Annotated in this window: 13 protein-coding genes; all 13 read left to right on the forward strand. The window is 63.0% G+C overall.

Annotated features, from left to right (window positions below):
* Window positions 1-14: 14 nt before the first annotated feature.
* The 13 genes from trpS (at window position 15) to KP001_RS04820 (ending at window position 15,228) form a co-directional block, all read left to right on the forward strand.
* Window positions 15-998: a tryptophan--tRNA ligase gene (gene trpS / locus KP001_RS04760; RefSeq protein WP_217288425.1), complete on the forward strand. Its 984-nt coding sequence runs from the start codon at window positions 15-17 to the stop codon at window positions 996-998.
* A gap of 142 nt (window positions 999-1,140) precedes the next feature.
* Entirely contained in the window at window positions 1,141-1,992 is an 852-nt protein-coding gene (locus tag KP001_RS04765) for a segregation and condensation protein A (RefSeq protein ID WP_217288426.1), read from the forward strand.
* A gap of 147 nt (window positions 1,993-2,139) precedes the next feature.
* The gene (gene scpB, locus KP001_RS04770) at window positions 2,140-2,790 is read left to right on the forward strand and encodes an SMC-Scp complex subunit ScpB (RefSeq protein WP_239027894.1); all 651 of its coding nucleotides are present in this window, start codon (window positions 2,140-2,142) and stop codon (window positions 2,788-2,790) included.
* Between the two features lie 65 nt (window positions 2,791-2,855).
* Window positions 2,856-3,656 (forward strand): AmmeMemoRadiSam system protein B, encoded by an 801-nt coding sequence (gene amrB / locus KP001_RS04775; protein ID WP_217288427.1) that lies wholly within the window; start codon window positions 2,856-2,858, stop codon window positions 3,654-3,656.
* A complete protein-coding gene (locus tag KP001_RS04780) occupies window positions 3,656-6,277 on the forward strand; it encodes a CBS domain-containing protein (protein ID WP_217288428.1) in 2,622 nt (873 codons plus the stop codon). The genes amrB and KP001_RS04780 overlap by 1 nt, the downstream gene beginning before the upstream one ends.
* A 273-nt stretch (window positions 6,278-6,550) precedes the next feature.
* Complete coding sequence (locus KP001_RS04785) at window positions 6,551-6,934, forward strand: hypothetical protein (RefSeq protein WP_217288429.1); 384 nt, start codon at window positions 6,551-6,553, stop codon at window positions 6,932-6,934.
* Between the two features lie 118 nt (window positions 6,935-7,052).
* Window positions 7,053-8,084, forward strand: coding sequence for a DHH family phosphoesterase (locus tag KP001_RS04790; RefSeq protein WP_496197184.1), 1,032 nt, complete (start codon window positions 7,053-7,055; stop codon window positions 8,082-8,084).
* Window positions 8,085-8,137: 53 nt separating this feature from the next.
* The gene (locus KP001_RS04795; RefSeq protein ID WP_217288430.1) at window positions 8,138-9,274 is read left to right on the forward strand and encodes an aminotransferase class V-fold PLP-dependent enzyme; all 1,137 of its coding nucleotides are present in this window, start codon (window positions 8,138-8,140) and stop codon (window positions 9,272-9,274) included.
* 221 nt (window positions 9,275-9,495) lie between these two features.
* Window positions 9,496-10,818 (forward strand): PhoH family protein, encoded by a 1,323-nt coding sequence (locus KP001_RS04800; protein ID WP_217288431.1) that lies wholly within the window; start codon window positions 9,496-9,498, stop codon window positions 10,816-10,818.
* Between the two features lie 64 nt (window positions 10,819-10,882).
* Window positions 10,883-11,911 (forward strand): tRNA (adenosine(37)-N6)-threonylcarbamoyltransferase complex transferase subunit TsaD, encoded by a 1,029-nt coding sequence (tsaD, locus tag KP001_RS04805; protein WP_217288432.1) that lies wholly within the window; start codon window positions 10,883-10,885, stop codon window positions 11,909-11,911.
* Window positions 11,911-12,741 (forward strand): 16S rRNA (adenine(1518)-N(6)/adenine(1519)-N(6))-dimethyltransferase RsmA, encoded by an 831-nt coding sequence (gene rsmA / locus KP001_RS04810; RefSeq protein ID WP_217288433.1) that lies wholly within the window; start codon window positions 11,911-11,913, stop codon window positions 12,739-12,741. The genes tsaD and rsmA overlap by 1 nt, the downstream gene beginning before the upstream one ends.
* Before the next feature lie 59 nt (window positions 12,742-12,800).
* Window positions 12,801-14,153 (forward strand): UDP-glucose dehydrogenase family protein, encoded by a 1,353-nt coding sequence (locus KP001_RS04815; protein WP_217288434.1) that lies wholly within the window; start codon window positions 12,801-12,803, stop codon window positions 14,151-14,153.
* A 139-nt stretch (window positions 14,154-14,292) separates the two neighbouring features.
* Complete coding sequence (locus KP001_RS04820; RefSeq protein ID WP_217288435.1) at window positions 14,293-15,228, forward strand: UDP-glucuronic acid decarboxylase family protein; 936 nt, start codon at window positions 14,293-14,295, stop codon at window positions 15,226-15,228.
* The last annotated feature ends 3 nt before the right edge of the window (window positions 15,229-15,231 follow it).

The following is a 15,231-nucleotide window of genomic DNA, read 5'->3' on the forward strand; positions in this document are numbered from 1 at the left end:
AGGAGTCCGATTCTATGAGCAACAACCGTATCGTTAGCGGCATGAGACCGACCGGAAAGCTGCACCTGGGGCACTACCACGGGGTTCTGTCCAACTGGATGGAACTGCAGCGTAACTTCGAGTGCTTCTTCTTCGCCGCCGACTGGCACTCGCTGACCACCGAGTATGCCAGCACGGACGGTATCCAGGACAGCATCGACGAGATGGTGCTCGACTGGCTCGCTTTCGGTATCGACCCCGAGCAGAGCGTGATCTTCAAGCAGAGCCGGGTGCCGCAGCACGCCGAGCTCAACCTGATCCTCTCCATGATCACCCCGGTCTCCTGGCTGGAGCGCAACCCGACCTACAAGGAGATGCAGGAGAACCTGACCACCAAGGACCTCTCCACGTTCGGCTTCCTCGGGTACCCGGTGCTGATGGCCTCCGACATCATCGTGTACAAGGCTGCACGCGTGCCGGTCGGGCAGGACCAGATCCCGCACCTCGAGATCACCCGCGAGATCGCCCGCCGTTTCAACTACCTCTACGGCGAGGTGTTCCCGGAGCCGGCTGCGCTTCTTACCGAGACCCCGAAGGTGCTGGGGATCGACGGCCGCAAGATGAGCAAGAGCTACGGCAACGCCATCTTCCTCTCCGATGACGCCGAGGAGACCAGGAAGAAGGTCATGTCCATGGTCACCGACACGCTGCGCCCCTTCAAGCGGGACCCGGGCGAGCCCGATCGCTGCGTCGCCTTCACCCTGCATTCCCTCTATGTCGACGCCGACAAGCGCGCCGAGATCGTCGAAGGGTGCCGCAGCGCCCAGCTTGGCTGTGTGGACTGCAAGAAGATCCTCGCGCAGGCCATGGTGGACACCCTGGCGCCGTTCCGCGAGAAGCGCGTGGAATTGGCCGGAAAGCCTGGCCTGGTTGAAGAGGTGCTCGCCGAGGGGAGCCGCAAGGCCGAAGTCGTCGCCAGGCAGACCATGGACGAAGCCAGGGCAGCACTCAAGGTCTAGATCCTTCCCTCACCCCGTCTTCGGCCACCCTCTCTCCCAAGGGGCGAGGGTGGTCCATCCCTTCTCCCTTTGGGAGAAGACGCCCCGAAGGGGCGGATGAGGGCGTTGCCACTACGACACCTGATCCGGTTTAGGAGTTTTTTTGTCGCTCGAAGAAATGCAAAGCAACCTTTTCTCCGAAGCCCTGGAGCAGTCCTACCGGGTGCAGATCGAGGAGTTCGAGGGACCGTTGGACCTCCTGCTCCACCTCATCAAGAAGAACGAGGTGGACATCTACAACATCCCCATCGCGGCCATCACCAGGCAGTACCTCGACTACATGGAGATCATGAAGGAGCTGAACCTGGACATCGCAGGGGAGTTCCTCGTGATGGCGGCGACGCTCTTGCAGATCAAGTCGCGCATGTTGCTTCCGGCGACACCGGAGGAGGACGGGGAGGCCGAGGTGGAGGACCCGCGCGCAGAGCTGGTGCGGCGCCTTCTGGAATACCAGCGCTACCGCGACGCCTCGCAGCTGCTCAACTGCCGCAACCTGCTGGGGCGCGAGGTGTTCGCACGCAAGTTCGATTCCCCCGAACTGGACGAACTGGCGCCGGTTGAGGAACCCGCCGATGTCGAGCTCTTCGAGCTCATCGAGGCTTTCCAGAAGGTGCTGGCCCGCGTATCGGTGGATACGTTCCATGATGTGGTCGCGGACGGCATCTCCATCGCAGACCGCATCGGCGAGGTGCTCTCGGTCCTGCATGCGGAAAAGACCGTCTGCTTCGACTCCCTTTTCAACACCGGCATGACCCGCGACCTCCTCATTGTCACATTTCTCTCCGTGCTGGAGCTGTGCAAGCTGAAGCTGATCAAGGTCGTGCAGACGGACAGCATGGGCTCCATCTGGCTGCACCTCGCGGCCAAAGATGAAGGGGAGGGCGGCGAAGAGGGCGATGAAACGGGGCAGGAGCCAACTGACGAGGACGCAGAGGGAACCCTCCCCCTCTCATGACCGGAGGGGACCGCGGGGGGACGCCGCAAACAGCGGAAATGATGGCATCTTCCCCCACCCCCTGCCCCCTCCCGCAAGGGGAGTGGGAAATTGTAGGGGCGAATAAATATTCGCCCGCTTTCGTTTTTAGATTTACGGAGGGATCTGTTGTCGGGTAAGTCGCTGAAATCAATAGTTGAAAGCATCCTCTTCGTCCACGACCAGCCGCTCACGCTGGACCGGTTGGCCGGCATCCTGGAGGAGTACGAGCGTACCGACCTGCGCGCCGCCCTGGACGAGCTGATCGAGGAGTACGAGACCGCCGGGCGCGGGATCGTACTGATCCAGGTCGCCGGTGGCTACCAGCTCAGAAGCCGCCCCGAGCACGGCGATTACATCCGCAGGCTCAACAAGACCAAGGGGGTCAAGTTCAGCCAGTCCGCCCTGGAAACCCTTGCCATCGTGGCCTATCGCCAGCCCATAACCCGGGCAGAAGTGGAATACCTGCGCGGTGTCGATTCCGGCGGGGTCATGAAAAGCCTCCTGGAAAAGAAGCTGCTGCGCATCATGGGGAAGAAGGACGTTCCCGGCAAGCCGCTCATCTACGGCACCAGCCGCGAGTTCCTGGAACTCTTCGGCCTGAAGGACCTGAACCAGCTCCCCACCCTCAAGGAGATCCACGAACTGGTGCCGCCCGATCCCTTCGCCGACCAGCCGGCGCTCCCGCTGGGGGGCGCTGTTGCCGCTGACTCCTCGGCTGCCGCTGATTCTGTCGAATCCGTTGTTTCCGATGACTCCCTGGACTCCGTTGAAGGGTAGTCGCTGCTGAGTTAGAATATTGCCTGGTGCGCTGTTCATTAGCATTTCCGCAAAAGGAGGCTGGTATGGTACGGCAACCCGCAGTAGCTGGTAAGTTCTACACCGGTGATCCCGACCGGCTCCGCCAGGAGCTCGCAGAGATGATGCCGCAGGGTGAAACGCAGAAGGCGATGGGCGTCATCGCCCCGCACGCCGGGTACGTCTATTCCGGCAAGGCAGCAGGCAAGGTGTACGCCGCGGTCCAGGTGCCAGACACCGTGCTGATCCTGGGACCCAACCACACCGGTGCCGGCGTGGCGGCGGCCCTCGCCCCCGAGACTGAATGGCTCACGCCGCTGGGGTCGGTGCCGGTGAACCGGCGCCTGTCGCAACTCATCCTCGAACACGCCCCGCTGGTCCGCGAGGACGCGGTGGCGCACCGTTTCGAGCACTCCCTCGAAGTCCAGGTTCCTTTCCTGCAGTACCGCAATCCCCGCGTCTCCATCGCCGCCCTTTGTCTCGCGCTGCCCGACTTCCCCTCGATCTCCCGCATCGGAGAGGGGATCGCCCGGGCCATCGCCGCCTACGGCGACGAGGTTCTCATCGTCGCGAGCTCCGACATGACCCACTACGAATCCGCCGCCGCCGCGAAGGTGAAGGACGACCAGGCCCTGGATCGCCTGACGGGCATGGACCCGGAGGGATTGCTCAAGGTCTGCCGCGAGAAGAACATCACCATGTGCGGTGTGATCCCCGCCACGGCGCTGCTGGTCGCCGCCAAGATCATGGGAGCCACCTCCTGCCGCCTCGTGCATTACACCACCAGCGGGGAGGTGAACGGCGACCTGCACAGCGTCGTCGCTTACGCCGCCCTCATGGTTTGCTGATGGAGATAATCACCACCCACGTCAACGCCGACTTCGACTGCATCGGTTCCATGGTCGCAGCCAAAAAGCTCTACCCCGATGCGGTGCTGGTATTTTCCGGGGCACAGGAGAAAGGGGTGCGCGAGTTCTTCCTGAAGTCGCCCCATCCCGAGTTCGAGTCGGTCCGGATCAAAGACGTGGATTTTTCCACCGTAACCCGCCTCATCGTCGTCGACTGCCAGCACTCCGCGCGCCTTTCCAAGTTGGGGGAGCTCGCCCAAAAAGAGGGCGTCGAGCTCATCATCTACGACCACCACCCGATCAGTTCCGGAGATCTCAAGCCCGACGGCGGCATCATCCGCCCCTGCGGTTCCACCACCACCATCCTCGGGACCTTCCTGATGGAGCGCGGTATCGAGGTGAGCGCGGCGGAGGCCACCCTGATGATGCTCGGTATCCACGAGGACACCGGCAACCTCACTTTCCCCTCCACCACCGCCGAGGACTACGCCGTCGCCGCCTGGCTCCTGGAGCGCGGCGCCCAGCTGAACGAGGTGGCCGACTCCATCGGGCGCGAACTCACCGTCGAGCAGGTGTCGCTGCTGAACGATCTCCTCACCTCGCTTAAGACCAGCTCGCTCAAGGGGGTGGACGTCTCGGTGGCGCACGCCTCGGTGGACCGCTACATCGGCGACATCGCCTCGCTGGCGCACATGATCCGCGACATGGAGAACCTGCAGGTCCTGTTCCTCGTGGTGGGGATGCAGGACCGCGTCTTCGTGGTCGCCCGCAGCCGCATCCCCGAGGTGAGGGTGGGGGAGATCCTGCGAGAGCTGGGTGGGGGAGGGCACGCCACCGCCGCGTCCGCCACGGTGCGGGGGCTCACCCTCATCCAGGTGCTGGAGCAGTTGGATGTAGTGCTGCGCAAGCGGGTCGACCCCATTCGCGTCGCGCGCAGCATCATGTCCTCGCCGGTCAAGACCCTCCCCCCCGACTGCACCATCGAGGAGGCGCGCGAGCGGCTGGTGCGCTACAACGTGAGCGCCATGCCGGTCCTCTCCGGCGAGGAGGTGCAGGGGATCATATCCAGAAAGACCGTCGAGAAGGCGCTCTACCATAACCTCAACACGGTGCCCATTTCCGACTACATGCACTCCGAGTTCTACGCGGCCACGCCGGAGACGCCCATCAGCGAGATCCAGAGCTACATGGTGGGAGGAGACTCCCGGCTGGTGCCGGTCCTCGACCAGGGGCGACTGGTAGGGGTCATCACCCGCACCGACCTCCTGCGCTACAGCCTCGGGAGCGAGGCGATCTACGACCTGTCGCGCGACGCCCTTCAGGTGAAGAACCGCGAGGTCGAGGGGATGATGAGGCGCTATCTCCCCAAGAGCTCGGTGGAGATCCTGCACAACCTGGGACTGGTCGCGGACCGGCTCGACCTCCAGCTCTTCGCCGTGGGGGGCTTCGTGCGCGACCTGCTGCTTGGGCAGCGCAATTCCGATGTCGACGTCACCGTGGACGGCGATGGCATCCTGTTCGCGGAAACCTTCGCCGCCGAGTTTGGCTGCCGCGTCAAGAGCCACGAGAAGTTCGGCACCGCCGTGATCGTCTTTCCCGACGGCTTCAAAATCGACGTCGCCAGCACCAGGCTCGAATACTACGTCTCCCCGGGGGCACTCCCCACCGTGGAGCGCTCATCGCTGAAGATGGATCTCTACCGCCGCGATTTCACCGTGAACACCCTGGCCATCGCCCTCAACAGCCAGTCCTTCGGCAGGCTCATCGACTACTTCGGGGCTTACCGGGACCTGCAGGCGAAGGTGATCCGCGTGTTGCACAACCTCTCCTTCGTCGAGGACCCGACCCGGGTGTTCCGCGCCATCCGCTTCGAGCAGCGGCTCAACTTCAAGATCGCCAAGCACACTGAGGACCTCATCAAGAACGCGGTGAAGATGGACTTCCTGGTGAAGCTCGGGGGGAGAAGGCTCCTCTCGGAACTGGTTCAGATCCTTAGGGAAAAGGAACCGCTGCAGGGGATCGGCCGGATGGCGTCGCTGGGGCTTTTGCGCTTCATCCATCCCTCCATCCAGCTGACACCGGAACTGCAGGCCGCCCTGGAGCAGGTACGCTACGTCGTCTCCTGGTTCGACCTCCTGTACCTGGACCGCCCCTACGAGCGCTGGGCGGTCTACTTCCTCGCGCTGTGCGAGGTGCTCTCGCCCGAGGAGTTCTGGGCGACCTGCACCAGGCTCGCCGTCAGCGAGAACCAGAGGGAACATCTGGCCGAGTCGAGGCGTCAGGGCGATGAGCTGATCGGCGCCATGGAGCGCAAGCTGGCGCGACAGGAGCGGCTCGAGAACAGCGAGATTTACTTCACCCTGCGCGGGCTTCCGGTCGAGATCCTGCTCTACCATATGGCGAAAAGCGGCAACCCCGAGACCAAGCGCTGCATCTCGCTGTACTTCACCAAGCTCCATGGCATGAGTACGCTCATCGGCGGCGAGGACCTCAAGGGGCTCGGCATCAAGCCGGGGCCGCTTTTCCGCGAGCTTCTCGACGCGGTCCTGAGCGCCAGGATGAACGGCAGGGTATCCAGCAAGGAGGATGAAATCCAGCTGGTACGCGAGCTGAAGCCCTAGCTGTGGCTTTTTTGCCACACGCCGTCTTTTCGCCGGAATGCCGTAAAATGCCGGGAAATAACGTTTTTTGCCGCAAGTCCCTGAAAGGTGATGCGTTTACAGCACATTAAAGAACCGCTCCCCGCTCCGCCAACCCGCCGTCTCCTGCCGTTCTTCATATCACTTCCCTGTAAAATAAGCCTGTTAGCTCATTGTGTATGCGAATGTCCTGTTTTGGCCCCTGATTTGCAGAGCAGACGGCGAACTGCTGCAAGAACCGGAAAAGGGGACCGTATGAAGAACCTGAAGCGCGCCGTGGCCATTGTCGTAACCCTGCTGTCTATGGCAACTCCCTGCCTTGCTGAAGAAAACGCGATGAAGACCATCTTCGAGGATGCCTTCTACGGCGGTCTCGCCGGCGGCCTGGTCGGCGCGGCCATGCTCGCTTTCACGGACAAGCCCGGCGACCACCTGCAGAACGTCGGCATCGGCGCCGGTATCGGTGTCATCGTCGGCGCCGCCTACGGCGCTTTCACCACCTCCAGGTCCCTGGCCGAATACGAAAACGGCAAGGTGAAGTTCGCCATCCCTACCATCCACCCCGAATTCAGGGAAGGGAACGTCAAGGGGCAGAGCAACATCGTCGCCATGGCGGAGCTGCTGCGCGGCAAGTTCTAACCACACAGTCCCCGTAGTTACAAGTACGAGGGAGGCTCATGCCTCCCTTTTTTTTTGCACCCGTGGCGGCGGTGGGATACACTTCACGGGTTTGCAGCTCACCAGCCGGGGGTGCCCATTGGCTGAAATAGAAACCCAGTCCGACCTTCTCTCCTATACCAATGCCCTTCTTACCTGGGTCAGTGGTCGCGGGCGCATCCTCATCGTGGTGCACGACAACCCGGACCCCGACTCGCTCGCTTCCGCCATGGCGCTCAGGCACCTGTTTGCGGTCCGGTTGAACCGGGAGGCGGTGATCGCCTTCTCCGGCATGATCGGCAGGAGCGAGAACCTGGCCATGGCCACACTGCTGCAGATCCCGCTCACCCCGTTTCCCCTGATCGATTTCAAGGCGTTCCCGGTGATCTGTCTTTTGGACACCCAGCCCGGCACCGGCAACAACTCGCTCCCCCCTGACGTTCGCGCCGACATCGTCATCGACCACCATCCCATGCGCGACGGGAGCGCCACCTGCCGCTGGGTCGACATCCGTCCCAACTACGGCACCACGGCGACCATCCTGTACGAGTACCTGAAGGTGCAGGGGGTCTCGGTGGGTACCAAGCTGGCCACGGCGCTGTTCTACGCCATCAAGTCGGAGACCCAGGACCTGGGGCGCGAGGCGACCCGCCCGGACCGGGAGGCGTATCTCGTCCTCTTCCCCCTGGCCAACAAGACGCTTTTGAACAGCATCACCCGTCCCAATCTCCCCAGGGAATACTTCGTTGCGCTGCACAGCGCCCTCGAGCATGCCATCCTCTACGGGAAGGTGCTGGTCGCCTCGCTGGACGGGGTGCAGTTCCCTGAGGTGGTATCCGAGCTTGCCGATCTCCTTGTGCGGCTGGAGGGGACCGAGACGGTGCTCTGTCTCGGGCACTACAGTAACGAGCTCGTGCTCTCGATCCGGACCACCAGCGAGGGGATCAATGCCGGGGAGCTGATCCGCAAGCTGGTGGCGGGTATCGGCACCGCCGGCGGGCATGGGATGATGGCGGGGGGGAAGATCGACGACGTGCCGTTGGGGCGGGTCGCTGAACTCGAAACGGTGCTGACCCGGAGGTTCCTCGCGGAGCTTTGTGTGACCGACCCGCCATTAGCGTTAGTCCCGTAAACAATTCATGAAACGGGTTGCCAAAGCCCCCTTAAAATGCTAGTAGATACGGTATGTCCGTATTCCTAGATAACGCAGCGACTTCCTTCCCGAAACCGGACTCCGTCTATCTGGCGATGGACGCTGCAATGCGGGAAGTCGGCGTTGCACCCGGCAGGGGAGGGTACCGCCAGTCGCTCGCAGCGGCCCGCATTGTCTTCGAAGCACGCTCCGCATTGGCCCGCTTTTTCGGAGTCTCCGACTCCTCCCGCCTCGTGTTCACCCACAGTGCAACGGAATCCATCAACATAGCGGTATTCGGGCTGCTGAAGCCGGGCGATCACGTCGTTTCCACCACGGTGGAGCACAACGCCCTGGCGCGTCCGCTGCACCTGGCGGCACGGCGCGGTGTCGAGGTGACCTTCGTGGGCTCGGACGCCTGCGGCGTCGTCTCGGAACAGGACATCGCCCGCGCCATGCGCCCCAACACGAGGCTCGTTGCGCTCGCACACTGCTCCAACGTGACCGGCGCGGTGCAGCCCATCGCCGAGATCGCCAGCACCGCGCGCCGGGGAGGGGCCCTCTTCCTGGTGGACGCGGCGCAAAGCGCAGGCTTTTTCCCCATCGACGCCGAGGGGATCGGCATAGACTTCCTCGCCGCCCCCGGCCACAAAGGGCTCTACGGCCCTCCGGGCACCGGCATCCTCGCGGTCGCCCCGGGCATAACGCTTGAGCCGCTGCAGGTCGGCGGTACCGGCGGCAGCGCCAGCACCCCCGAGCCCCCCGAGCAGATGCCCGAGCGCCTGGAGAGCGGCACCGTCAACACCCCGGCCATAGCCGGGCTCAAGGCGGGGCTTGCGTTCGTGGAGGAGGTCGGGCTCGAAGTGATCCGCGCCAAGGAGACCGCCCTCGTCGACCAACTCCTGGACGGGCTCTCCGGCATCCGGGGTGTGCGCCTGTACGGCCCCCGGCACGGGGAGCGCGGCGCCGCCGTGTCGTTCAACGTGGAGGGGCACGATCCCGCGGCCCTCGGCTATCTGCTCGACAGCGAGTACGATATCAGCGTCCGGGTCGGTCTGCACTGCGCACCGGACGTACACCGCAGCATCGGCAGTTTCCCCGAAGGAACCGTCAGGGTCAGTCCCGGCTTTTTCAACACCGGATCAGATATCGACTTTTTTATTAAGGCGCTGCGTGAGATAATATCATGAGCGTTCCGCCGGCTCATTAGCGGCGCAGCACGCCACCTCTCTTTGAGGGCCTGTTGCAGGCGCTCGGAAGAGGCGGGCGTGATTGGGTGAAACCGCGTTACGAATATCGAGCAACAGACGGCGATCGGGCCGTGGAAGGGGATACTACGAAAAGTTCAGCTTTATTGGTCAGGGATGAGGCATTCGCTTTTTCTGAAGGCAGCAACGTACAGGGAGTGGATATGAAGAAAATCTATGTTCTTGATACAAATGTACTTCTGTACGACCCGCAGGCTCTCACCAAGTTCGAAGACAACTCCATCATCATACCCATCACGGTTATCGAGGAAATCGACCGCTTCAAGAAGGACATGAACGAGACCGGCCGCAACGCGCGCCAGGTTTCCCGGCTCATGGACGCCTTCCGCAAGGAGGGGTCGCTCTCGCAGGGGCTCGACCTGGAAAACGGCGGCACCCTGAAGATCGAGATCTACGAAGAAAAGGTGATGAAGCGGCTTCCGCCCGAGCTGCGCGAGGAACGGGGCGACAACCGCATTCTGGCGGTGGCCGTCGACCTCATGGAATCGCAGAAAGAGATGCCGGTCATCCTGGTCACCAAGGACACCAACCTGCGCATCAAGGCCGACGCCCTGGGGCTCGCGGCACAGGATTACGAGTCCGACAAGGTCGCCATCGACGAGCTCTACACCGGCTGCGCCACCCTCGAGGTCGGGGCCGATGCCATCGACCGCTTCTACAGCCAGGGATGGCTGGACATGGACAACAACGGCTACCTCCCCAACCAGTATCTGCTTCTCTCCGAGGCGGGGAACCCGTCGCACAGCGCCGTCGGGCGCTTCGACCACGTCTCCCGCAGGATGGTGCCGCTCGCCATACTGGACAAGGAAGGGGTCTGGAGCCTGTTCCCGAGGAACATGGAGCAGTCCCTGGCGCTGGACGCCCTTTTGGACGACAACATCAAGATCGTCACGCTGGTCGGGAAGGCCGGTACCGGAAAGACGCTGCTCGCCATTGCCGCCGGGCTGCAAAAGACCGCCGAAGAGAACATCTACAACCGCCTGCTGGTGTCGCGCCCGGTGTTCCCGATGGGACGCGACCTGGGCTTTCTCCCCGGCGACATCGAGGAAAAGCTTTCCCCCTGGATGCAGCCGATCTTCGACAACGTCGAGCTCCTGTTGAGCGGGCACGAAGGGGAGAAGCGCCACAGCAAGGGGTACAAGGAGCTGATGGCGATGGGGATCCTCGAGATCGAACCGCTCACCTACATCAGGGGGCGCTCCATCCCGAACCAGTACATGATCGTCGACGAGGCGCAGAACCTCACCCCGCACGAGATCAAGACCATCGTGACCCGCGCCGGCGAAGGGACCAAGATCATCCTGACCGGCGACCCGTACCAGATCGACAACCCCTACGTGGATGCCGAAAGCAACGGTCTCACCTACGTGGTCGAGCGCCTGAAGGAGCAGACCATCTCCGCCCACGTCACCATGACCAAGGGGGAGCGCAGCGACCTGGCCGAGTTGGCGGCGAACCTGCTGTAACTGACGCGAAAACCTTAGAACGGGAGAAAAGGGGGGCACGCTGCTGGTGCCCTCTCTATTTTTTATGCTTTTACTTGCGCTCGAATCTTCATGTGACGAAACCGCGGCCGCGGTGGTGAGGGACGGCAGGACGGTCCTCTCCAGCGTCGTGGCAAGCCAGATCAGCACCCATGCCGAGTACGGTGGGGTGGTTCCCGAGATCGCCTCGCGGCAGCACCTGGAGGCGGTTTCCATCGTGGTTGAGCAGGCGCTCCAGGAGGCCGGGGTGGGGATCGCGGAGATCGAGGGTGTCGCCGTGACCCAGGGGCCCGGGCTTGCCGGCGCCCTCCTCGTTGGCGTCTCCGCCGCCAAGGGGCTCTCCTTCGGCAGACAGATACCGCTGGTCGGGGTGAACCACATCGAGGGGCATCTCCTGGCCGTCTTCCTGGAGCGGCCGGTCGAGTTCCCCTTCATCGCCCTGGCGGTGTCCGGGGGACACTCGCACCTGTACCGCGTCGACGGCATCGGCCGCTACACAACACTCGGGCAGACCGTGGACGATGCGGCCGGGGAGGCCTTCGACAAGGTCGCCAAGCTGATCGGACTTCCCTACCCGGGGGGCGTCGCCATCGACCGCCTGGCGGCGGACGGCGATCCGCAGGCCATCAAGTTCCCGCGCCCGCTATTGCACGACGGCAGCTTCAATTTCAGCTTTTCCGGGCTGAAGACCGCAGTCCTCACCCACGTGAGCAAGCACCCGGAGGCAAAGGGGGAGGGGATTAACGACCTGGCCGCCTCCTTCCAGGCGGCGGTCTGCGAGGTGCTCACCAAGAAGACCGCGGCGGCCATAGCCGCGACCGGAATCAAGCGCCTCGTGGTTGCCGGAGGGGTCGCGTGCAACAGCGGCCTGCGCCGCTCCATGGCGGAGTACGCAGCGGCGAACGGGGTGGAGCTTTCCATCCCTTCACCCAGCCTCTGTGCCGACAACGCGGCCATGATCGCGGTCCCCGGGGACTTTTATCTGAACGCAGGATACCAAAGCGGCTTCGACCTGGATGCGCTCCCGGTCTGGCCGCTCGACAAGCTGGCGGCACGTTTCACCGGAGGGAAGTGATGGAGATAAGGATCAAGGCCAAGAAGGAGTTCGGCCAGAACTTCCTGGTGGACGACAACGTGCTCAACCGCATCGTTTCCTGCGTGGCGCCCGGCAGCGACGACTGCATCCTCGAGGTCGGGCCGGGGAGGGGGGCGCTCTCCCGGCTGCTGGTGGCCAGCGGCGCGCGCTTCGTGGCGGTGGAGTGGGACCGCGAGCTGATACCGTTTCTGCACGCCGAGTTCGCGGGCAATGACCGGGTCGAGATCGGCCACGGCGACATCCTGAGGGTGGACCTCCACCAGATCCTCACCTCGCGGGCCCCGGGGCGCAAGTGGAAGGTCGCCGCCAACCTCCCCTACAACATCTCGTCGCAGGTCCTCTTCAAGTTCATGGAACAGTGTGACCTCTTCGAGTCCCTGGTGCTCATGCTGCAAAAGGAAGTGGGTGACCGACTTACCGCCCCCCCCGCCTGCAAGGAGTACGGCGCCCTCACCGTGCTGCTGCGGCTGCATTTCGACATCCGCCGCGAGTTTATCGTGAAGCCCGGCTCCTTCCGCCCCGTCCCCAAGGTGGACTCGGCGGTCCTGAGCTTCACGCCTCTTCCCGGGCCGAGGGTAGAGGTGGGGGACGAGGAACTGTTTCGCCGCCTGGTCAAGGGAGCCTTCAACCAGCGCCGCAAGACGCTGCTGAACTCGCTGCGCTCCGCCGGTTTCGACGACGGCGACGGCTCGCTGAGCCTGGCGCTCTCCCGATGCGGCATCGACGGTCTCAGGCGGGGCGAAACCCTATCGTTGGACGAGTTCGCGGCGTTATCGAGGGACTTGTGCGCGGGGAAATCTCTGGCATAAACACACATGAGTGTGCTATATAAGAACGCTAATTTTTTATCCTAGGAGGAGTGCGCCTCATGAAAGTATGCGTGATCGGTTCCGGATACGTCGGCCTTGTGGCCGGCACCTGTTTTGCCGAGAGCGGTAACGACGTCATCTGCGTTGACGTCGACCAGGCCAAGATTGAGGGTCTCAAGCGTGGCGTGATCCCCATTTACGAGCCCGGGCTGAAGGAAATGGTGCTCAGAAACGGCGAGGAAGGGCGCCTTAAATTCACCACCGACCTGGACGCTGCCATCAAGGAGTCCCTGGTCTGCTTCATCGCCGTGGGCACCCCCCCGGGAGCGGACGGTTCCGCCGACCTGCAGTACGTGCTCTCCGTGGCCCGCAACATCGGCCGCGCCATGGAAAGCTTCAAGATCATCGTGGACAAGTCCACTGTTCCCGTGGGGACCGCGGACAAGGTGCGCGCCGCCGTGAAGGAGGAACTGGACGCCCGCGGGCTGCACATCGAGTTCGACGTCGTCTCCAACCCCGAGTTCCTGAAGGAAGGGGCGGCCATCGACGATTTCATGAAGCCCGACCGCGTCGTGATCGGAACCGACAACGTGCGCACCGCCGAAATAATGAAAGAGCTGTACTCCGCCTTCATGCGCAAGTCCAACCGGATGCTGGTCATGGACATCAGAAGCGCCGAGATGACCAAGTACGCGGCCAACGCCATGCTGGCAACCCGCATCACCTTCATGAACCAGATCGCCAACCTGTGCGAGATGATGGGGGCCGACGTCATGGCCGTGCGCGAGGGAATCGGTTCCGACTCCCGCATCGGCTACGACTTCCTCTTCCCCGGCGTCGGCTACGGCGGTTCCTGTTTCCCCAAGGACGTCAAGGCGCTGGTGCGGACGGCGGACGAGTGCAGGTACGACTTCGTCCTTCTGAAGGCGGTTGAGGAGGCCAACGAGCGCCAGAAGCGGATCCTCTCCGACAAGATCGAGCGTCGCCTCGGCGAGGGGGGGGATAAGCCACTGGCCGGCAAGAGCATCGCGGTCTGGGGGCTTTCCTTCAAGCCCCGCACCGACGACATGCGCGAGGCCCCCTCGTTGACCATCATCAACCGGCTCCTGGAGTTGGGCGCCACGGTGCGGGCCCACGACCCCGAGGCCCTCAACGAGGCGAAGAAGCATTTCGGCGAGCGGATCGATTACCACATGAACCAGTATGAGCCGCTCAAGGGGGCGGACGCCCTGGTCATCATCACCGAGTGGAACGAGTACCGTAACCCCGATTTCGACAGGATAAAGACGCTCCTGGTCAACCCGCTCATCTTCGACGGCCGGAACCTGTACCAGCCCGGCCGCATGCGCGACATCGGCTACGAGTACCACCCCATCGGCAGAAACGGCGCGGCATCCTGCGAGATGGAGTAAAACTAACGGCTGTTCTAGGTTCTATGTTCCAAGTTCTACGTCGGGGAGGCGCTGTTCCGCGAGGCCCGAGCCGGCCAGGCGACAGCAAGTTAACGTAGAGCGTAGAACCTGAACACAGAACGGGTTTATTGAGGTTTCAATGCGCATACTGGTCACCGGCGGCGCCGGATTCATCGGTTCACATCTTTGCGAGAGGCTTTTGAAGGAGGGGCACGATGTCATCTGCCTCGACAATTTCTTCACCGGCAGCAAGCGCAACATCTCGCACCTGCTGGACCACCGCGAGTTCGAGCTGATCCGCCACGACGTCACCGAGCCCATCCTCCTGGAGGTGGACCGGATCTACAACCTGGCCTGCCCCGCGTCGCCGATCCACTACCAGTACAACCCGGTGAAGACCACCAAGACCAGCGTGATGGGCGCCATCAACATGCTCGGGATCGCCAAGAGGGTCAGGGCCAGGATACTGCAGGCTTCGACCTCGGAGGTGTACGGGGATCCGCAGGTGCACCCGCAGACGGAGGCGTACTGGGGCAACGTCAACACCCTTGGGCTTAGAAGCTGCTACGACGAGGGGAAACGGGTCGCCGAGACCCTGATGATGGACTACCACCGCCAGAACCATGTGGACGTCAGGATCATCAGAATCTTCAACACCTACGGCCCGAAGATGGCCGAGAACGACGGCCGCGTGGTCTCCAACTTCATCCTGCAGGCCCTGAAGGGTGAGGACATCACCGTCTACGGCGAGGGGGAGCAGACCCGTTCTTTCTGCTTCGTCTCCGACCTCGTGGAGGGGATGGTGCGCATGATGGAGACTCCGGGCTTCATCGGACCGGTCAACCTCGGCAACCCCGCGGAGACCACCATCCTGGAATTCGCCAAGAAGATCATTGAACTCACCGGCTCCACCTCGCGCATCGTCTATCGCCCTCTGCCGGCGGACGACCCGAAACAGAGGCAGCCGGATATCTCGCTGGCCAAACAGATGCTCGGCTGGGAGCCCAAGGTGAGCGTGGACGACGGTCTCAAGCAGACCATCGAGTATTTCCGCTCCGTCCTCACCCCCGCATAGGAA

Origin of the sequence: Geomonas subterranea (genome assembly GCF_019063845.1) — a bacterium.
GTDB classification, from domain to species: Bacteria; Desulfobacterota; Desulfuromonadia; order Geobacterales; family Geobacteraceae; genus Geomonas; species Geomonas subterranea.